20 protein-coding genes are annotated in these 20316 nt (G+C 45.4%); 13 read left to right on the plus strand and 7 right to left on the minus strand.

Annotated elements, in window-relative coordinates; all coding sequences use genetic code 11:
- Positions 1-50: 50 nt before the first annotated feature.
- From luxE to modC, 5 genes are all read left to right on the plus strand, one after another.
- Positions 51-1172 (plus strand): long-chain-fatty-acid--protein ligase LuxE, encoded by a 1122-nt coding sequence (gene luxE / locus EJO50_RS06715; protein ID WP_125972651.1) that lies wholly within the window; start codon positions 51-53, stop codon positions 1170-1172.
- 9 nt (positions 1173-1181) lie between these two features.
- A complete protein-coding gene (gene luxG, locus EJO50_RS06720; protein WP_125972653.1) occupies positions 1182-1889 on the plus strand; it encodes a flavin mononucleotide reductase LuxG in 708 nt (235 codons plus the stop codon).
- 414 nt (positions 1890-2303) lie between these two features.
- Positions 2304-3044, plus strand: a complete 741-nt coding sequence (modA, locus tag EJO50_RS06725) for a molybdate ABC transporter substrate-binding protein (RefSeq protein ID WP_206434468.1) — start codon at positions 2304-2306, stop codon at positions 3042-3044.
- Between the two features lie 50 nt (positions 3045-3094).
- Entirely contained in the window at positions 3095-3775 is a 681-nt protein-coding gene (gene modB / locus EJO50_RS06730) for a molybdate ABC transporter permease subunit (RefSeq protein ID WP_125972655.1), read from the plus strand.
- The gene (gene modC, locus EJO50_RS06735) at positions 3776-4843 is read left to right on the plus strand and encodes a molybdenum ABC transporter ATP-binding protein (RefSeq protein ID WP_125972657.1); all 1068 of its coding nucleotides are present in this window, start codon (positions 3776-3778) and stop codon (positions 4841-4843) included.
- A 263-nt stretch (positions 4844-5106) separates the two neighbouring features.
- On the opposite strand, the gene EJO50_RS06740 is transcribed toward modC, so the two are convergent.
- Both EJO50_RS06740 and EJO50_RS06745 read right to left on the minus strand, forming a co-directional pair.
- On the minus strand, positions 5107-5448 hold the full coding sequence (locus tag EJO50_RS06740) for an FKBP-type peptidyl-prolyl cis-trans isomerase (protein WP_125972659.1): 342 nt from the start codon (positions 5446-5448) through the stop codon (positions 5107-5109).
- A 284-nt stretch (positions 5449-5732) separates the two neighbouring features.
- On the minus strand, positions 5733-6473 hold the full coding sequence (locus EJO50_RS06745; protein WP_125972662.1) for a hypothetical protein: 741 nt from the start codon (positions 6471-6473) through the stop codon (positions 5733-5735).
- Positions 6474-7342: 869 nt separating this feature from the next.
- On the opposite strand from EJO50_RS06745, the gene EJO50_RS06750 reads away from it, so the two are divergent.
- From EJO50_RS06750 to EJO50_RS06780, 8 genes are all read left to right on the plus strand, one after another.
- Positions 7343-8566 carry a patatin-like phospholipase family protein gene (locus EJO50_RS06750; protein WP_125972664.1) on the plus strand — a complete coding sequence of 408 codons (1224 nt, stop codon included), beginning with the start codon at positions 7343-7345 and terminating at the stop codon, positions 8564-8566.
- Entirely contained in the window at positions 8550-8879 is a 330-nt protein-coding gene (locus EJO50_RS06755; protein ID WP_125972666.1) for a YkvA family protein, read from the plus strand. Before EJO50_RS06750 ends, EJO50_RS06755 begins: the two co-directional genes overlap by 17 nt.
- A gap of 126 nt (positions 8880-9005) precedes the next feature.
- The gene (locus tag EJO50_RS06760) at positions 9006-9401 is read left to right on the plus strand and encodes a VOC family protein (RefSeq protein ID WP_125972668.1); all 396 of its coding nucleotides are present in this window, start codon (positions 9006-9008) and stop codon (positions 9399-9401) included.
- A 269-nt stretch (positions 9402-9670) separates the two neighbouring features.
- On the plus strand, positions 9671-10429 hold the full coding sequence (locus EJO50_RS06765) for a pyridoxine 5'-phosphate synthase (RefSeq protein WP_125972670.1): 759 nt from the start codon (positions 9671-9673) through the stop codon (positions 10427-10429).
- A gap of 84 nt (positions 10430-10513) precedes the next feature.
- On the plus strand, positions 10514-10687 hold the full coding sequence (locus EJO50_RS17140) for a hypothetical protein (RefSeq protein WP_164521446.1): 174 nt from the start codon (positions 10514-10516) through the stop codon (positions 10685-10687).
- An 81-nt stretch (positions 10688-10768) separates the two neighbouring features.
- Positions 10769-12004 carry an MFS transporter gene (locus EJO50_RS06770; RefSeq protein WP_125972672.1) on the plus strand — a complete coding sequence of 412 codons (1236 nt, stop codon included), beginning with the start codon at positions 10769-10771 and terminating at the stop codon, positions 12002-12004.
- Positions 12004-13725 (plus strand): FAD-dependent 5-carboxymethylaminomethyl-2-thiouridine(34) oxidoreductase MnmC1, encoded by a 1722-nt coding sequence (mnmC1, locus tag EJO50_RS06775; protein WP_125972674.1) that lies wholly within the window; start codon positions 12004-12006, stop codon positions 13723-13725. Before EJO50_RS06770 ends, mnmC1 begins: the two co-directional genes overlap by 1 nt.
- A 129-nt stretch (positions 13726-13854) precedes the next feature.
- Positions 13855-14145, plus strand: coding sequence for a hypothetical protein (locus tag EJO50_RS06780; protein ID WP_125972676.1), 291 nt, complete (start codon positions 13855-13857; stop codon positions 14143-14145).
- On the opposite strand, the gene EJO50_RS06785 is transcribed toward EJO50_RS06780, so the two are convergent.
- From EJO50_RS06785 to pyrG, 5 genes are all read right to left on the minus strand, one after another.
- Positions 14129-15589: an aminotransferase-like domain-containing protein gene (locus tag EJO50_RS06785; RefSeq protein WP_125972678.1), complete on the minus strand. Its 1461-nt coding sequence runs from the start codon at positions 15587-15589 to the stop codon at positions 14129-14131. The genes EJO50_RS06780 and EJO50_RS06785 overlap by 17 nt on opposite strands.
- Positions 15590-15675: 86 nt before the next feature.
- A complete protein-coding gene (ftsB, locus tag EJO50_RS06790) occupies positions 15676-16008 on the minus strand; it encodes a cell division protein FtsB (RefSeq protein ID WP_125972680.1) in 333 nt (110 codons plus the stop codon).
- A gap of 107 nt (positions 16009-16115) precedes the next feature.
- Positions 16116-17411 (minus strand): phosphopyruvate hydratase, encoded by a 1296-nt coding sequence (gene eno, locus EJO50_RS06795; RefSeq protein WP_125972682.1) that lies wholly within the window; start codon positions 17409-17411, stop codon positions 16116-16118.
- Between the two features lie 197 nt (positions 17412-17608).
- The gene (kdsA, locus tag EJO50_RS06800; RefSeq protein ID WP_125972684.1) at positions 17609-18448 is read right to left on the minus strand and encodes a 3-deoxy-8-phosphooctulonate synthase; all 840 of its coding nucleotides are present in this window, start codon (positions 18446-18448) and stop codon (positions 17609-17611) included.
- A 73-nt stretch (positions 18449-18521) separates the two neighbouring features.
- A complete protein-coding gene (gene pyrG / locus EJO50_RS06805) occupies positions 18522-20174 on the minus strand; it encodes a CTP synthase (RefSeq protein ID WP_125972686.1) in 1653 nt (550 codons plus the stop codon).
- Positions 20175-20316 lie beyond the last annotated feature (142 nt).

The following is a 20316-nucleotide window of genomic DNA, read 5'->3' on the forward strand; positions in this document are numbered from 1 at the left end:
GCTGCCATTATTTCTATGATCACTTCTCAATTTAATGATCTAGGGGTAATATGAGTGCACTAGTGAAAATTGAAAAAAATCAAATTATAGCAAGCTCAGAAATAGATGATCTTATTTTTATGAGTTCACCACAAGAATGGACCTTTGAAGAGCAAAAAGAAATTCAAGATAAACTTGTTAGGGAAGCTTTTACTTATCATTTTCATAAAAATGATAAGTATAGAAATTACTGCATTGCTCAGTGTATTAATGAGAATATTTATTCTATTGATGATATTCCTGTATTTCCAACGTCCGTATTTAAATATTTAAAATTGCACACTGCCACTGAAGGCGATATTGAAAATTGGTATACGAGTAGTGGCACAAATGGTGCTAAAAGCTATATAGGGCGTGACCGTCTCAGTATTGAAAGATTGCTTGGATCTGTAAATTTTGGAATGAAATATGTTGGGAGCTGGTTTGACCACCAAATGGAACTGGTGAATCTTGGCCCGGATCGTTTTAATACTAATAATGTTTGGTTTAAATATGTAATGAGTCTAGTTGAGCTGCTTTATCCGACTGAATTTACAGCCAATGACAATAGTATTGATTTTGAAAAAACCATCTACCACCTGAATCGTATTTGCAATACAAAAAAAGATATTTGTTTAATTGGCCCGCCTTATTTTATCTATCTGCTATGCCAGTATATAAAAAAAAGCTGCATTAAATTTAATGCTGGTAAGCGTTTACATATTATTACTGGTGGTGGCTGGAAAAAAAACCAAAACGAATCATTGGGACGCGATGATTTCAATCAACTGATGATGCATACTTTTCAGCTAGCTAATATAAATCAGATCCGCGACACCTTTAATCAAGTTGAGCTAAATACATGCTTTTTTGAAGATGAGTACCAGAGAAAGCACGTTCCGCCATGGGTTTATGCAAGAGCGCTAGACCCTGAAACATTAAAACCCGTTACAAATGGAGAGCCTGGTTTACTGAGTTATATGGATGCTTCATCTACTGCTTATCCGGCATTTATTGTAACAGATGATATTGGCATTATTCATCATATAAAAGCACCGGATCCATATCCGGGAACAACGATTGAAATAGTAAGAAGGTTAAGTACTCGGGCTCAAAAAGGTTGCGCTCTTTCTATGGCAAATTCAATAAAATAAGGACTGTATATGCTTATTAATTGTAGAGTTTCAAAAATAGAATCATTTATAAAAAATATATATAAAGTATATCTGATACTATATAAACCAATTGATTTTAAAGCTGGTCAGTACATATCAACTAAAATATCAGATAAAAAACAATTATTTTCAATTGCTAATTGCCCAACAGAGACCGGGATGATTGAGCTACACATTGGTAGTTCAGATGTAAATAGTTCATTAGATACAATCCATTTTTTCGCCAATGCTTTAATTGAAAATAATTGCATTGAAATCGACGCACCTCATGGCGAAGCATGGTTGCGTGATAATAGCAATAAGCCATTGTTATTGATTGCTGGCGGCACTGGATTCTCTTATATAAATAGCATTTTAAAAAGCTGCCTGAGCAAAAAATTATCTCAACCTATTTATATTTATTGGGGAGTAAAAAACAGCGACTTTTTATATGCAGACAAAGAACTGACGGCATTATCAATAAAACATAGTAATTTACATTATGTGCCTGTTGTTATTGAAGACAATAAAGGCAAGTGGTCAGGTAAAAAAGGAACAGTTCTTGATGCTATTTTGAATGATTTTACCGATATATCATCATTTGATATTTATGTTTGTGGTCCATCCATAATGGTTAAAGCGGTAAAAGAGCAATTAATATCTAAAAAAAATGCAAAATTAGAGCAGATGTTTTCCGATGCATTTTCATACCATTAATGCTGGCAAAGCAAGGCATTGTGGCTCTGTCTCATTAAGAAAATCAGGGTGGTTTCCACTTTACTGACAAATTAATCAAATAACCTAAATTATCACTGCCAGCTATTCATAATGTTGAATATATAACCATTACCTGATCAAATGGATAACCCCACCTTCTGGCAGGGTCTGCTGCCAAGTCAAATCTGAGCCCCTAAATACCTCTATAAAAGCGAACAACATCGTACAACAAGGCTTATCGATTACCTGATCTGATTTTCATCTAAAAACAGTAGATTGACGTAACTATCTGGCATCTAAAAAATGGCATATGTTTTAGCCCCACTACCCCTTTCTTACCAACACACCCGCAGCTAAAACCATTAAGCTATCAGCAGCAAGCGAACTTGCTGTGGGTAACCTTTTGGAGCTTTGATGACTGCCAGGTATTTTATAGCTGCCTTTATGGCCTATATTTCGACCCCCTCCTTTGCCGATGAAGTTCAGGTGGCCGTTGCCGCTAATTTCGTAGGGCCAATGCAAAAGATTGCTGCGTTATTTGAACAAAGCAGCGGTCACAAAATACGGATGTCCAGCGGGGCAACAGGTAAATTTTATGCGCAGATTAAAAATGGAGCGCCTTTTGAAGTGTTACTGGCCGCCGATGAGCAAACCCCCTCCAGACTTGAGAAAAAAGGCTTAGCCACAGAGCCGTTCACCTATGCTATTGGCAAACTGGTGCTGTGGAGTGCAAAAGCCAGCTTTATTGATGATAAAGGGGAAGTGTTAAAAACAGATCGCTTTACCCGTCTTGCCCTTGCCAACCCCAAACTGGCCCCCTACGGACTGGCTGCGAGCGAAACATTAAAAATACTTGGTGTTTACGAAAAACTGACGCCAAAATTTGTAACGGGCGAGAATATCGCTCAAACCTATCAGTTTATTGGCACAGGAAATGCGGAGCTGGGCTTTATTGCGATGTCGCAGGCATTTGAATCAGGCAAGCTGAAAAATGGCTCGGCGTGGATTGTTCCGCCCACCTTTTATTCACCAATCAGGCAAAATGCCGTACTGCTTAGCAAAGGCAAAAATAAACCTGCTGCTAAGGCACTGATCCAGTTTTTACAATCTGCTCCGGCAAAAGCAATCATTAATGCGTCCGGGTATACGATTTAAATAATGGCATGCACACAGCAAGACGCCCCATATCGACCGGAACACGATAAATGCCTCTGACAGAGAGTGATTTACAAGCCATCTGGCTTACGCTAAGGCTGGCCAGCATTGTAACTTTGATTTTGCTGTTTATCGGCACGCCGATTGCGTGGTGGCTGGCGCGTAGCAAAAAATGGTGGAAAGGACCGGTGGCTGCAGTCGTGGCGCTGCCGCTGGTTTTGCCACCTTCGGTGCTGGGGTTTTATCTCTTACTGGCGATGGGACCAGAGGGACCGGTTGGGCAGTTAACTCAATCACTGGGTCTTGGCTTGCTCCCGTTTACCTTCTGGGGGCTGGTGATTGCTTCGGTGTTTTATTCTCTGCCCTTTATGGTGCAACCATTGCAAACCGCCTTTGAAGCCATTGGCAATCGGCCGATGGAGGTTGCCGCCACCTTACGTGCATCCCCGCTTGATGCTTTCTTTACCGTTGCAGTGCCCTTATCCATGCCCGGTTTTATGACTGCCTCTATTCTGACTTTTGCCCATACGGTAGGGGAATTCGGTGTGGTACTAATGATCGGGGGCAATATACCTGGTGTCAGCCGCGTGGTTTCTGTGCAGATTTATGATTATGTTGAATCCATGGATTATCTTCAGGCGCATCGCCTCTCTGCCGTTATGCTGGCGTTTTCTTTTGTTGTGCTGCTGGTGATGTATCTCTGGCGGCCCAGCAGCAAAAAGGGCATGTAAATGACCGGTATTCAGGCCCGCTTTCAACTGAACTGGCCCGGCTTTCAGCTGGATGTAGATTTAGATTTACCAAACCGCGGCATCACCGCTTTGTTCGGGCATTCCGGCTCTGGCAAAACCACCCTGCTGCGCTGCATCGCCGGGCTGGAGCGTGCTGCAGGCCAGCTTACGATCAATGGCAATATCTGGCAAGACAAGCACCACTTTCTGGCCACACACAAGCGTGCACTGGGTTATGTGTTTCAGGAAGCCAGCTTGTTTTCGCATTTGAGCGTTTTGGATAATCTGCGTTATGGGCTAAAGCGCACCACTGCCGGTCAGCAGGTTGATATGGAGCAAGCCATTGAGCTGCTTGGTATAGCCCACCTGCTGGAGCGCAAACCCGAGCGATTATCTGGCGGCGAGCGCAGCCGGGTCGGCATCGCGCGCGCCCTGGCGCTTCGCCCGGATATCTTACTGATGGACGAGCCACTGGCCGCACTCGATGTAAAGCGCAAGCAGGAAATTCTGCCTTACCTGGAGCGCCTGCACGAAGCGCTGCATATCCCTGTGCTCTATATTAGCCACTCCCCCGATGAAGTCGCAAGGCTCGCTGATTATCTGGTGGTCATGGAAAATGGCCGCACACTGGCGACCGGCCCGCTGGCCGATACCCTCACCCGTCTTGATCTGCCAATCCACCTGGGCGAGGATGCGGGCGCAATTTTAGATGTATGTGTAACCGAGCTGAGCCCAGAATGGCATTTAACCAGAGTGGTTTTTTCGGGCGGCAGCTTGTGGGCCAGAGATCAGGGCCTGCCGGTTGGCCGCAAATTGCGGGTACGAGTGCTTGCCAGAGATGTTAGCCTGGCGATCGGGCCGCCGGGCAAAAGTAGTATTCAGAATATCTTGCCAGGCCACGTTGATGCCCTCGCCGATGATGAGCACCCTGGCCTTGTGCTGGTTAGAGTACAAGTCGGTGACGCCATTATTCTGGCTCGCCTGACTAAAAAATCAGCTGCCTCGCTCGATATTCACCCCGGTCAGCAGGTGTGGGCACAGATTAAATCGGTCGCATTGATGGAGTAGGTTTTGAAGCTTTTTTGAACCGTGCGGATCGACTTTTTTTAGAGGCGGTCTGTATTTCGGGGTTTTGTGCCTATTCAAAAAATGAGAGCCTTCGCTCTCACCCGAATCAGGGCACCGAAAGCGCTTTTTATTATATTTATTTAACGCACAGATACAAGGCAACCTGCGTACTTTTCAGTATTGCCTGCGGGTTACTCTGCCCTGGCAAAGCGAATTTCACTTAAATTGCCAGGATTATCAAGGATGCCTGGATCTTTGGGGCATTACTCATCACGTGTTAGCACTTCCAATAATTCCAGCTCAAAAATCAGATTGGAATCAGGCTTGATATGTTCACCAATTTGCCTCTCACCATAGGCCAGATGTGCAGGCACCCAAAGCTTACGCTTGCCGCCCACTTTCATCCCCATCAAACCCTGATCCCAGCCCTTAATCACGCGCCCTGTGCCAATTACACATTTAAACGGCACTCCACGATCATAAGAAGAATCAAACTGCGTGCCGTCTTCCAGAAAACCCCGGTATTGAGTCGTAATCAAAGCACCTCTTACGGCTTCTTTGCCTTCCCCCAGCTGTAAATCTTCAACTATTAGCTCATTACTCATTGCGACCCTTTTATCAGTAAGCCATCTCGAAATTATAAACCCAGCAGAGGTTGCCACAGAGACAGCATTGAAGTGTGCCTATTTGAGCCGAGTTATCTTGCTTCTGAGTTTAGCATTCGTTATGTCTTGAGAATTTTTAATAGACAATTTTTATAAAATTCAAACTAGTCTATTTCTGCTCAAGCATTCTCTAAAATCCAGTCATCACGATATAGGATTAAGCATCTTTAGAGGTGTAGTTCAAAAGGGCTTTTTTTGAGACTGAATTTTAGTAAAAGATAAAATTATAAAGGCTGGTTCAAACCGGGAACATCTGTACCGTACGGCGAATTATATCCTTCATGTTTTTCTCGGCAGCCAGAATAGCTAAATTTTTCAATAACGCCATTTTTAATAAGGAATTTTTTTGTGCAATTATAGGTTTTACCAATAAAATCATCATAACTGCTACTAGAGTACTGAAAAACAGTATTGCCGCCATCTAATTTTGCTGTGCTCGTTGGTACCCCCCAGTCTTTTATTAATTTATCAGATTTTTTACCAATCCAAGCAACCCAATGATCGCCATAATAAGCAGACCTAATGCTCAAACGCCCGGCATAATCAGGGTAAGTCGACACAAGCACGGTTCTTTCTGGGCTCTTTACGGTGACCTTGAGTGAGCAGTTATTATAATAGGACAGGCCCGGCTCTATATATTTGCGTGCCTTATGCTCTTGAATTGTTTTTGTTTTCGGATCAAGCTCAACCATAATCTGGCACCCGGCAATGCGCCAGTCATATACAAGCGATGGTCTTGAAAAGCGCGTAAACTGATGAATAACTGTTGGTTTGCCAAATTTCTTCTCGAGATAAGCTGCCGTTTTTTCTTCATCTGTACCATCCACAATGGTATGATAAAGGAATTGCTCAATATTAAGATCCGTTTTTTTGGACCCCATAAATATAGTTGGATATTTTGACTTAGTTGCTGCACAACCTGCGAGAATCAGGCCAGACACACAAATTAAACAAAATTTATACATAAAAGTCCTCTATTAAATAAATTCTTTTTGCGAGAAAGAATCCTGATGCTACAAAAATATAATACATGAGTTAATTTAGAATGGAATTTGCATACTATAACCAAACCAACTTAGAAAAGATATGAATCACTTCACTCTAAGTACTGCTGAAAAATTAACTTCGCGATCAAACTTTGTCATTAGCCCAGCTTATTTTGTTTATTTTTATTGAATTAATTTTGAAAAAAATTATTATTTATAATGTTTTCCAGAATATTGCATCCCTCAAAAAGACACATTCAAGATGTTTTAATTTTCAGTATCACTCGTCATTTATCATAAAAACTTCATTAACATCAATTCTTAATTTTGTTTTTTAACCAATAATTCTTTTTGCACTATTTAAAATTTTTATACCATAATTACTTTCAAAATATATATTTATACTATTGAAATAATTATTAATAATTTAATTTTTACAAACGCCAAGAAGGATAAAAGTCACCTGATTGGTTTACTCTAAATGATCTGCCATCAACAAGACGGATGTTGCCCTCAATCCTATCAACTGAAGCGCAACACAAAGGCTTTCTGTTTTTCGTAGCAGCGGCTTTAGCCGCGAAAGCGCTACTTTTAAAATATTCGCGGCCAAAGCCACTTCTACGATGCCGTTCTTGAGTTGATAGGATTGATACTGCCCCCTCCTCATCGTTAAATGTAAAATTTCTCGTAATTAATCTTGATGAAAGTAATTTGACATGGCAACATCATAAAAAAACAAGGTTCTTTAAATAACGTAAGTAATACTTTGAAATCATCGGCTACAGACCAATGTGTTCCGAATGAGCACAGTTTTTATTCTGCATTAGTCATCAGGAATTTCACTGATCATGAAACACCATATTTTATCTTTAGATGGCGGGGGTACCTGGGCACTTATTCAGGTAAAAGTGCTGATTAAACTTTATGGTGCAGAGACACGGGGGCATGCTGTTTTAAAACACTTTGATTTGGTCGCAGCCAATTCCGGTGGAAGTATTGTGGCCGCTGCATTGATTGAAGACTTTACGCTGGCAGAAATACTCGATCTCTTTACCTGCGAGCCACAACGGCGAGAAATATTTAATGAATTACCCTGGTATAAAAAATTAAATCCTTTAGGTTTGATTTTGCCATTACCCCGGTTTTCAACTGTACAAAAATATCATGCTTTAATTTCCGTATTTAAACAATACGGCACCCGGTGGATGCGTGATGTTCAAATTCCGGGCAAAAACAATCAGCCCGTTTTATTCGTATTTGTAAGTTATGATTTTGATCGTGACCGCGCCAAATTTTTTCGATCCTGGCAAAGCCGCGCAGGCGCAATGACCTCCCCCTATAGGGATATCTCACTGGTAGATGCAGTGCATGCATCAAGTAATGCACCCATTCATTTTTTTGATCAGCCGGCACAGATAGCGGGAGGACAATATTGGGATGGTGGCTTAACTGGTTATAATAATCCTGTATTAGCTGCTGCCACAGAAGCAATTGCTGCAGGCTGGGAAAAAGATCAAATTGCCATTTTAAGCATCGGCACGGGTAATACTATGCTGCCATTACTCAGCGCACAAAACGGCAATGAACCAAAGGCGCTGTTTAAAGAAAAACAAATTTCTTCAATAGAAAACGATATTAAAAAATTGGCAGCCACTATTCTGGCTGACCCACCTGATTCACATACTTTTTTGGCTCATTTATTAATGGGTGGGTATTTGCCCAGGGTTAGCGCTGAATGCCCTGTTACAGACTCCGGGCTAGTACGCTTAAACCCCTTGATTCAACCCAACGGCAATAGTGAGAGAGGATGGGAAATGCCGGATGGATTAAATGAGCAACAATTTAGCCAGTTAATCAAACTTGATATGGCGGTAATTAAGCAATCCGATATTAATTTAATTGTATATTTTTGCGAACTATGGATGCAGGATAAGGTTCATAATCAAGCCATCCGTGCGGGTAGAGATTTCATTTGCGAAATCGGCTTTTCAAAATTTTCGGACGCGATTAAACAATGGCAAACCTACACCCTTTTACCTCTTACAGGCCAGCATCATGACCACAGCAAATGACTACTCTGATGACAATTTTTGGCAAAAAATTAAAAAATTCGCTCTAAAAGCAGGCAGGGAAGTGATAGAAAAAGCGCTCTGGCTTTATTACGCAGCACAGCGTCCTGAAACCCCGGCCTGGGCAAAGACAGTTATTTTTGGTGCCCTCGCCTATTTCATTATGCCTCTGGATGCTATTTCCGATGTTATTCCCGTAGTGGGCTACAGCGATGATTTAGGTGCGCTTGCCGCTGCAATTGGCATGGTATCAATGTATATCACGGAAGAAATCAAAGAGCAGACAGCACAAAAATTACAGCAGTGGTTTAGTTAGCCTGGTTCACTGCTGCATTTTGGCAGGTCAGTTCGGTAGCAGTTTAGCCGCTCGCTCTCTACACTGGATTGGGTGCTTTAAGCCACATGGGTTGCCTTGCTGCAATTCTATCCTGAGAGTAAATCTATGAGTCGCAAAATTTTCGTTAATCTTCCTGTTGAGAATCTGGAAGCCTCTCTTGGGTTCTTCCGTCAGTTGGGCTTTGATTTTAACCCTCAGTTTTCAAACAGCACTGCTGGCTGCATGGTTGTGTCTGATGATATTTTTGTTATGTTGTTAAAAGAAGCCAGATTTCAAACCTTTACACCTAAAACCCTTTGTAATTCGCACACCCATACCGAAATGCTGCTTTGCCTGTCATGCGACAGCCACAAAGAAGTAAACGAAATGGTTGCCAGGGCGGTAGCAGCAGGAGGCACTACCTATAATGACCCGCAAGATCATGGTTTTATGTATGCGCATGGTTTTCAGGATTTAGACGGGCATATTTGGGAGCTCGTTTATATAGAAAACATCCTTTAAGAAATGACTACGGCTGCATATGACTCAATTTTTTATTTGATTTAAATGGCAAGACCCCTTTGTAAAAATGACCCGCTCAATTAAGTTACAGCTTCAAATCCCTTGTATCTGAAGCACTATGCCAAGCTGGCTATGGCTCTTTAAACGGGCTTGAGGCAAAATCACCCTTCGCATCCTTATCGCCAGGCCTTTGGCAAGAGGGCTTAACCCTCTGCCTGATGTCATGTACACCCGCCCGGCAAAACTTTAATACAAGAAAATAGATCGCCATGACAACGTCAACCCATCGCTGCGCCCTTTCTGTAAACGTTAATAAAGTAGCGCTACTGCGTAATACCCGCCACCTGGGCATCCCCGGTGTAGTGAAAGCCGCACAAATTTGCCTTACTGCAGGAGTTCAGGGCATTACGGTTCACCCACGCCCCGATGCACGTCATATCCGCAGCAACGATGTAAGCGATCTGGCCGCCTTACTTAAAAACTGGCCACAGGCTGAGTACAATATTGAAGGCAACCCTACTCAAAATCTGATGGATTTTATCCGTGAATTCCGGCCCCATCAGGCGACCTTTGTGCCCGATAGTGAGGAACAATTCACCTCAAATGTAGGTTGGAATTTACCCGCCGATATGGATCGCTTACGCCCGCTGATTGCCGAATGCAAAGCGCTGGGTGTACGTGTCAGTCTCTTTATGGACCCAAACCCGGCTGCCATGCCCTTTGTGGCCGAACTGGGTGCTGATCGTATCGAGCTTTACACTGAAACCTATGCCAATGCTTACGGCACAGATACAGAAGAGCAGGTTCTGGCAGGCTTCACAGCCACGGCACAAGCCGCACTGGGGTTAGGGCTTGCCATCAATGCCGGGCACGATTTAAACCGCAATAATTTAACCCGCTTTTTACGTGCCGTGCCTGGCGTGCAGGAAGTCTCCATCGGGCACGCCTTTATTGCCGATGCGCTGGAGCTGGGGTATACACAAACGGTAGGCGAATACTTGCAATGCATTCAGGATGCTTACGATTAATTATTGAGTTTAAGGTTTGGGCTTTATATACGCAACAAATTCACTGCGGGCTTTCCCGGCATGACCACTACATACAGGCATATTATGAAATCACTTTTTGTTCTCTCTCTTTGTCTTACCCTGAGCGCCTGTGGCCCAGGCCCCGCTCCGAATAAAATAGCCGAGCCGCAACGTGAAGCTTTGGAAAAAGCCAAACAGGTAGAAGGTATCGTCCTCAAACAAGCGGCAGAGCAGGCATCGGCAGCAGAGAATAATTAAGTAAGGTGGGAATTCTTCTCTATCTAAGTAATGCCAAACACGAGAGAATGCCCGGCTAGTCATTGTCCTGCTTACACCCCCATGCCCGCCACTCCTGCCCTTATTACGCAACTTACCTGGCGTACCCTGCTTCTACCCTTAGCCCTGGTGCTATTTGAGTTCTCTACCTATATCGCCAACGACATGATCTTGCCGGGCATGCTGGCAGTGACGCACGAATTTAATGCCGGCCCACAGTGGATTCCTACCTCGATGACCGCCTACCTGGTGGGCGGCGCATCTTTGCAATGGTTATTGGGGCCTCTATCCGATCGTATTGGCCGCAGGCCCGTAATGTTAACCGGCGTAATGTTTTTTATTTGCATGTGCTTACTGACGCTACTCACTCGCACTATCGAGCAATTTATTATGCTGCGGGTCTTTCAGGGTATAGGTATGTGTTTTATTGGCGCAGTAGGTTATGCATTGGTGCAGGAATCTTTCGATGAAAAGACTGCAATTAAAGTAACTGCACTAATGGCAAATGTGGCCATGATTGCCCCCTTGCTGGGCCCCCTCGCTGGCGCAATCATGATTGAGCTTGCACCGTGGCGAATGATTTTTGTTCTGATTGCTGCCGTGTCTTTTGTTTCACTGATCGGCCTGTGGTTTGCCATGCCTAAAGTACTGCCTGTTAAAGCAGATACTCCATTTACGCTTACTGCCGTTTGGCAAGATTACAAAAAAGTATTCAGTAATACGCATTTTTTAACCGGTGCATTGGCAATGGGCCTATGCAGCGTACCACTACTCACCTGGATCGGTATTTCACCCGTCATATTGATTAAAGACGCCGGCCTCTCACCTATCGAGTTTGGCTATTGGCAAATGCCGGTTTTTGGTGCTTTGATTATTGGCAACTTCACACTGGCTAAATTAAGTAACTATCTGCCAGTGCGCCGTATGATTGGTTTAGGGCTAATTCCTCAGCTCTTTGGTCTGGGCTTTTGCTTTATCAGTATGATTATCGCGCCTAGTCACTGTATTTCTTTAGTGATTGGCATTAGTTTTTACGCCTTTGGCTGCGGGCTTGTGAATGCAGGGCTATTCAGACTAGTGCTTTTTTCCAGTAACGTGAGTAAAGGTACGGTCGCTGCGGCATTTGGCATGATTACCATGGGTGTTTACTCGCTGGGCATTGAAGGCATCAAGGCAGGGCATTTACTGGCAGGCAACCGTTTTTTTGCTACTGCCCTGCTGATTGTTGGTGGCATTTTTGTAATGTCATTAAAACGATTTATGGATAAGCACCAGCGTATCGAGGCGCTTAAAGCTTAATGACTACACCTCATGACTTTTTAGCCCGCCACCATTTACCAAATCGCTGGCAAGAAAAAGATCGCTTTGTGCTGCTGCAATTTGATTTTGCAGATGGCGCAGATTTTTTACAGGCATGGCAGATGTGGCAGCAAGACCCGCAACGCAGCCAGCGCTTTTATTACTTTGCCATGATCAATGCAGCCAGCCTGGCGGCTTGTCCGCTGCCGGAGCTGACCACTTTACATGCAGAATTAGCCGGTAAATGGCCCGCTTTACAGCGGGGCTTTCAGCGGATTCATTTAGAAAATGGCACGCTGATACTCACGCTGATGTGGGGCGAGCCACTGGCCCAGCTGCGCAGTTTAAATGCAACACTGGATGCGGCAGACCTTAACACCCCCGATCTGAGCACAGCTCACTATAAAGCTCTGTGGCGCTTATCTGGCACCAGCACGCGCGTGGTGACATGCAAAAAATACGGAGAGGCACATTTAAAAAGCGCAGGTTATCTGCTGGAAGATTTTGGTGATTATCTGGCAGGCCCGTGCATGCGCCCACCTTTTGATAAATCGCCCAAGCACCCTCATCACGCCATGATTATTGGTGCAGGCCTGGCCGGAGTTAGCATCGCCGAACGCCTGGCGGCCCGAGGCTGGAAAATCGACCTACTGGAAGCTCAAAGCGAAATTGCCACGCAATCATCGGGCAACCACGCTGGATTATTCCACCCCGGAGCCAGCCGTGATGACAATATTTCTGCCCGCTTAAGCCGTGCAGGGTGCGCAGAAACCCGGCAACACCTGGCAAAACTGCCATCCGAAGGGGTAGATGCTTTTTTTGGTATTGATGGCATTTTGCAGGTGGCAAAAGATGATGCTCAGGCCCGGCTGATGCAGGACATTGCCAAGAATTTTCCACCCGAAATATTAAGCTGGATGGCGCAAGATGCAGCCGCTGCACAGGTGGGAGAGCGCCCGAGTCATGGCGGCTGGTGGTTTCCACAAGGAGGCTGGGCAAACCCTGCCAGCGTATGCCATGCCAGCCTGGCACTTTGGCCAGAGCAGATACAGTTGCATTGCAATAGTCATGTGGCGCATCTTGTGCAAACGCCAGACGGATGGCGGGCATTGGGTCTGGACGGCCTCGCGCTGGCAGCAGCACCTGTACTGATTATTGCTAATGCTACCGAAGCACTGGCGCTCTTGCCAAAGCTTGAATTACCGCTGAGTAAAACATTACGCAGTACCACGCTCATTCCTGCACTTGCTGTACCCCGCTACAGCCTTACCGGCTCCGGTTACATTACTCCCGCCTTTAGAGGCTATCGATGCATTGGTGCTGCCGAAGTAAGTAACGGCAATCTGTCCTTTGCGGAGCAGCGCAACCTTGCCGAGTTACAGGCCTTGCTGCCGGCGCTTGCCCCTTCCCAGAGTGCGGGCAGCCGCGCCTGTTATCGTCCAAATAGCCTGGATCGTCTGCCGCTAGCTGGCGCATTACCTGACCCGCAAAGTATTACTGGCGCTATTCACCAATTGCATCAGATTCCTCGCTTAAAAAATGCTTATTGCTTATTGGGATTGGGTTCTCGCGGGCTAAGCTGGGCAACTCTTGCCGCAGAAACACTGGCCTGCCAGCTTAACCAGGACCCTATTCCCATTGAAACAGATTTGCAGCAAGCTATTGATCCCGCTCGTTTTTTATTGCGAAAATATCGCCATAATAATAATTTCCCTGTCTGAGGCAAGGAGATCTGCATTGCTGATGATTATTGTGCGTAAAGACGTATCCGTTCGGCGGATTTAGCCACATTCGGTCCTTACAGCTCGGCTTTGCGCTCTATTCTGCACATACAGAGTAGGAGATTGATCATGCGCAAACATACCCCTGCATTACTCCTTGGCCTGGGCCTGATTCAGCCCCTTGCCTATGCCGACATCAATGACATTCTTGGTTTGCAACAGGCAATAAATGCTTTTTGCGGTGCAAAAATAAAGGTGATCTTGGTGGATGAATCTCGCAGCAATCCGCCTTGCATTATGAGCTACTCCGAAGGCTGTGAAGAAACACAACCTGATTCACCACAAAGTTGTCAGATCGTGATGAGAGAGCCGGAAACCCGTAAGACCGAAGAAGGTAAGGTTATCAGTGTGTCGTGGTAGAGGCCATCTGCTGACGTATCAGTTCGCCCAAACGCACGATAGCCTGCTCATGCAGATCACTCCAGGCTGCGTTGCAGCAAATTCTTAAGCAATGCCCGTAGCTGTGGCTTGGCGAAAACAAAGGGCCGGGTGTAAAGCTAATCCCCTCTTTAAGTGCTTGTCGCAACAACAGTAAAGTATCGACTACTGCATTTAGCTCCACCCAGAACACATAGCCACCCTGTGGAACATGAAGACGTGTATCTGCCGGAAATGATCGCTCGATCGCGGCTACCGCATGCCCCACTTGTTCATGACAGGCCCGGCGCAAGCGGCGTAAATGATGATCGTAACCACCACTTTCCAGAAATCTGGCAATTGTTCTTTGCAGCGGCATGGCATTTGAAAAAGTATTAATAAATTTAAGCTGCTCTATTTTCTGGTGGTATTTCCCCGCCACGACCCAGCCAATTCTAAAACCCGGAGCGACTGTTTTAGTAAAAGACGAAATCAGCATAACATTACCCTCTTTATCGAAGGCCTTTGCCGGGCGAGGACGCTCGCCTTTATAATAAAACTCACCATATAAATCATCTTCAATCAGCGGAATATGCCGTTCTGCTAATAATTCAACCAGGCGTTTTTTATTTTCATCAGGCATTAAACTGCCTAATGGATTAGAAAAATTAGGCAGTAATACGCAGGCTCTTACTTCTCCATTACGGGTGGCAAATTCCAAAGCCTCAATAGAAATCCCTGTTTGAGGATGAGTCGGTATTTCCAGGGCTTTTAACTGAAAACTTTCCAGAATTTGTAATAACCCGAAATAAGAAGGCGATTCAATAACCACCACATCACCCGGCTGCGTTACTGCCCTTAAACATAAATTAAGTGCTTCAATTGCTCCCTGGGTAATTAAAATTTCATCAGCTTCAAACTGTCCACCCCAGTTCAAAGAACGACGGGCAATCTGGCGGCGCAATTCGACATCACCTGTTGGTCGGCCATAATCGGCAATTAAATCAGGATCCTGCCGGGTGACTTGTGCCAATAAACGCTGTAATTGCTGATTGGGAAATAAAGCAGGCGCTAAAATAGCAAAACCAAAATCGACCTTAATATCATGCAGGCGCGCCAAAGTGGCAGGCAAATACATCGGATCAATGACGACATCGCTTGGAGATTGTGGAGGCTGAGTTAATTCAGGAACAAATAAAACAGAAGGTTTGTGACGCACATAAAAGCCGGACTGGGGGCGAACTTCAATTAACGCGCAATCTTCCAGCTCTCGGTAAGCCTCCATGACCGTGGAAAGACTGACCTGTCTTTGTGAAGATAATTTACGAATGGAAGGGAGCTTTTCCCCTGCCTGTAAAACGCCTGTAGCAATAGCATGGGCAATTTCGCCTGCCAATTGAAAATACAGCGTATCTGCCTTACGCCTGGCAACGGGAACATCGGCCATATACCCTCCTTTTTTGCTCCAATATACCTGAGTAAAGCCGTTACAGTTTAAAAATGTCACTTTTAAAAGAAAAGTGTAATGGCCAATTATTTAGCGGGAGAGGCTTTAGCGACGGAGGCTGAGGATGGCGTTGTTAACGCGGGATGATTTTTATCTAATACCTGAAAAAACACTTCATCCTGCCGAATCATGCCCAGCTCATTGCGGCCACGTTCTTCAATTGCATCCGATCCGGTTTTTAAATCACGCACATCAGCATCCAGTGCATCATTACGTTCTTTTAATTTTTCATTATGTTGTTTTTTTTCTACCAATTGATGGTCCAGCTGCCAGGCACGCAACCAACTTCCCTTGCCAATCCAAAGAGGCCATTGCAGGGCAGCAATCATAATAGAAAAAATAATAGCAAGCAGGCGCATAGTTTATTTCTATATAGAAGAAAACCGGAGCCTAATGGCTCCGGTTTGATATATTACTCTAGCTGTCTGCCAAGCTTAAAACTAATCGCCCGGCAACCCGCCAATCATTACTTATTAATTTGGTAAAAAGCCCCAATACCAGGATATACCGCCGCTTCACCCAATTCTTCTTCAATACGAATCAATTGATTGTATTTGGCAATACGATCAGAACGGCTTAATGAACCTGTTTTGATTTGCATGCAGTTAGTTGCAACAGCCAGATCAGCAATGGTTGCATCTTCAGTTTCGCCAGAACGATGGCTCATTACCGAGGTGTAGCCATTGCGCTTAGCCAGATCAACTGCTGCCAGTGTTTCGGACAGCGAACCAATTTGGTTAACCTTGATCAGGATGGAGTTACAAACGCCTAAGCGAATTCCTTCGGCCAGAATCTTGGTGTTGGTTACAAACAGATCATCACCTACGATCTGTACACGTTTACCCAAGCGATCGGTCAATACTTTCCAGCCAGCCCAGTCACGCTCGCCCATACCATCTTCGATCGAGATAATCGGGAATTTATTAACCAGGCTTTCCAGGTAATCCACTTGCTCTTCGGAAGTCAGTGCACGATTATCGCTTTTCTTGTAAACATACTTGCCGGTTTCTTTATCAAAGAACTCAGAAGCAGCACAATCCAGAGCGATGCAGAAATCAGTACCCGCTTTGTAGCCTGCTTTTTCGATTGCAGACATAATCATTTCCAATGCTTCTTCTGCATTGGCTACGTCCGGAGCAAAACCACCTTCATCACCAACCTGGGTAGGCATACCCTTGTCGTGCAGGATTTTTTTCAGGTTATGAAATACTTCTGCGCCGTAACGCAGTGCTTCACGGAAAGTTGGCGCGCCAACAGGAACAATCATCAATTCCTGGAAATCCAGGCTGTTAGATGCGTGCTCACCGCCGTTTACCACATTCATCATTGGTACTGGCAGGCTCATCGGGCCTGAACCACCGATGTAACGGTAAAGTGGCAGGCCTGCTTCTTCAGCAGCAGCTTTAGCAACAGCCATCGATACCGCCAGGATTGCATTTGCACCCAGGTTACGTTTGTCGTCAGTACCATCCAGATCGATCATGGTTTTGTCGATAAACGCCTGATCAGCTGCATCCAGACCGATGATGGCTTCGCAAATTTCGGTGTTGATATTTTCAACAGCCTTCAGTACGCCCTTACCCAGGTAACGGGCTTTGTCGCCATCACGCAGCTCAAGCGCTTCGCGCTCACCTGTTGATGCGCCAGACGGCACGGCCGCACGGCCCATAACGCCGGATTCGAGCAATACATCCGCTTCGACAGTCGGGTTACCGCGAGAATCAAGAATTTCGCGGGCAATAACTTCAACAATTGCGCTCATATTTCAAACACCTATATGGAGAGTTGGTCTGAAGATTAGCTTGCCGGAGCAATCCGGCAATAAATTACACGCCTAGTATTACAGCGAGTGCTCAATAGGGAAGTGTGCACTAAGCGCACGGTTGCTGTCTTTGAGTACGATCAGCAAATATTTCATTCGCTGCCGATAACTGACATGTCAGTTATCGGCAAGCAATATTACAAACTATGCTCGATGAAAGAATGCCCTTTTACAGCGCGATCAATGTCTTTTAGCACAATTAACAGCTCTTTCATTCTTGCCAGAGGCCAAGCATTCGGCCCATCTGAAAGCGCCTTGGACGGATCTGGATGAGTTTCCATAAAGAGGCCAGAAATCCCTGCAGCCACAGCAGCACGCGCCAAAACAGGCACAAACTCACGCTGCCCGCCCGAACGATCCCCTTGCCCGCCCGGCTGTTGTACCGAGTGGGTGGCGTCAAATACAATCGGGCAACCTGTTTCGCGCATAATCGCTAAACCACGCATATCACTAACTAAAGTGTTATAGCCAAAAGAGGCGCCGCGCTCGCAGACCATCAGATTATCCAGCCCACCGTTTGCATCGCGCGCCTTATTAATCACATTGACCATATCACCGGGAGCCATAAACTGGCCTTTTTTGATATTAACCGGCTTGCCTGTCGCGCAAACTGCGTGAATAAAATCAGTCTGGCGGGCTAAAAAAGCCGGCGTTTGCAATACATCAACGACACTTGCCACAACAGGCGCTTCAGCTTCGGTATGCACATCGGTAATAACAGGAACGCCAATCTGTTTTTTAACCTCAGACAGAATACGCAGGCCTTCATCAATCCCTAAGCCACGAAATGATTTGCCCGAGCTGCGGTTTGCTTTATCAAAACTCGATTTATAGATAAAAGGAATGCCCAGTGCATCGGTTATTTCTTTTAACTGACCTGCTGTATCCAGCGCCATTTGCTCGCTTTCAATCACGCAGGTACCCGCGATCAAAAAGAACGGCCGATCAATACCGACTTCAAAGCCACATAATTTCATTTTTCGCTCCGGGATAAGTGAAGGGTAAGATGTGAGGGCATTTTTTCTGACCCTGGCACCTCCCCTCACAGTTTTAGCAGCTCAGACCTTCACGACCCTGCTCTTTGGCATACGACAATGCTGCTTCGATATAGGAAGTAAACAGTGGATGGCCATCACGCGGTGTAGATGTGAACTCAGGATGGAACTGACAGGCAAAGAACCAGCGGTGCCCTTTCAACTCTACAGTTTCAACCAGTTGCTCGGCGCCTGTTGATTTGCCACTAATGGTTAAGCCTGCGGCTTCCAGACGTGGCAGGTAATAGTTATTCACTTCATAACGATGACGATGACGCTCGGTAATTGCTGGTGCACCATACACATGAGCTGCTAACGAGCCTTCACTCAAACGGCATTCCTGCGCGCCCAGGCGCATCGTGCCACCCAGATTGGAGTTTGCATCGCGTGTTTCAATCTTACCGTCGTGATTTACCCATTCATTAATCAGTGCTACAACAGGAAATTCGGTATCCAGATCGAATTCTGTTGAGTTAGCACCTTTCATGCCGGCCATATCACGCGCATATTCGATCAGCGCAATTTGCATCCCCAGACAAATACCAAGGTAAGGCACATTATTTTCTCGCGCATATTTCACAGCAAGGATTTTGCCTTCTACGCCGCGCTTGCCAAAACCGCCCGGCACCAGAATAGCATCCATCGCTTTCAGGCTGTCCGTACCATTTTTTTCAAGCTCTTCGGAATCCAGATAATGGATCTGAACTTTGCTCGTGGTGTGTACACCAGCATGAATTAGCGCTTCTGACAGCGATTTGTACGATTCGGTCAGGTCAACATACTTACCTACCATCGCGATATTGACGCTGCGTGTTGGATTATTTAAACCATAAACAATCTTATCCCAAGCCGACAAGTCAGCCTTAGGCGCATTAATCTGCAGCAGCTCACACGCGATATCATCAATGCCCTGGGCATGCAGCATGCCCGGTACCTGATAAATGCTACCCGCGTCATAGCAGGCAATTACGGCATTTTCTTCTACATTACAGAATAGTGCTAGCTTACGACGCTCTTCATCAGGCAATTCCCTGTCCATACGGCACAGCAGAATATCAGGCTGAATACCAATCTGACGTAATTCCCTTACGCTATGCTGAGTTGGCTTGGTTTTGATTTCACCCGCTGTTGCCAGATAAGGCACATACGAGAGATGAACGTAAAGCGTGTTTTTACGACCAAGGTTAGAGCGCATTTGACGAATTGCTTCAAGAAATGGCAGCGATTCAATATCGCCAACAGTGCCGCCGATTTCTACAATTGCAACATCAACATCACCCGCTCCCTCTTTCACCTTCATTTTGATTTCGTCGGTGATATGCGGAATCACTTGCACCGTGCCGCCCAGGTAATCGCCACGGCGCTCCTTGGTAATCACGGATTCATAGATTTGTCCGGTTGTGAAGTTATTAGATTTACGCATCTTCGAGCGAATAAACCGCTCGTAATGGCCGAGATCCAGATCGGTTTCTGCGCCGTCTTCGGTTACGAAAACTTCGCCATGCTGAAATGGACTCATTGTGCCCGGATCAACGTTGATGTACGGATCGAGCTTCATCATGGTGACTTTAAGGCCACGAGATTCAAGAATAGCAGCCAGCGATGCAGCGGCGATGCCCTTGCCCAGTGAAGAAACAACACCACCGGTTACGAAAATAAACTTGGTCATGGCATGAATAGCAGGTTGGAATTCGCTATTTTACCCGATAGGAAGAGGCGGCTCAATTCTCGACAAGCGCCTGACTTTGTGCGTCCGTCTAAAAAAAGACTCATTTTTTTCTCCAAACAGGGTTGACCCGCGATTAAACGTA

This window comes from Iodobacter ciconiae, from assembly GCF_003952345.1.
GTDB classification, from domain to species: Bacteria; Pseudomonadota; Gammaproteobacteria; order Burkholderiales; family Chitinibacteraceae; genus Iodobacter; species Iodobacter ciconiae.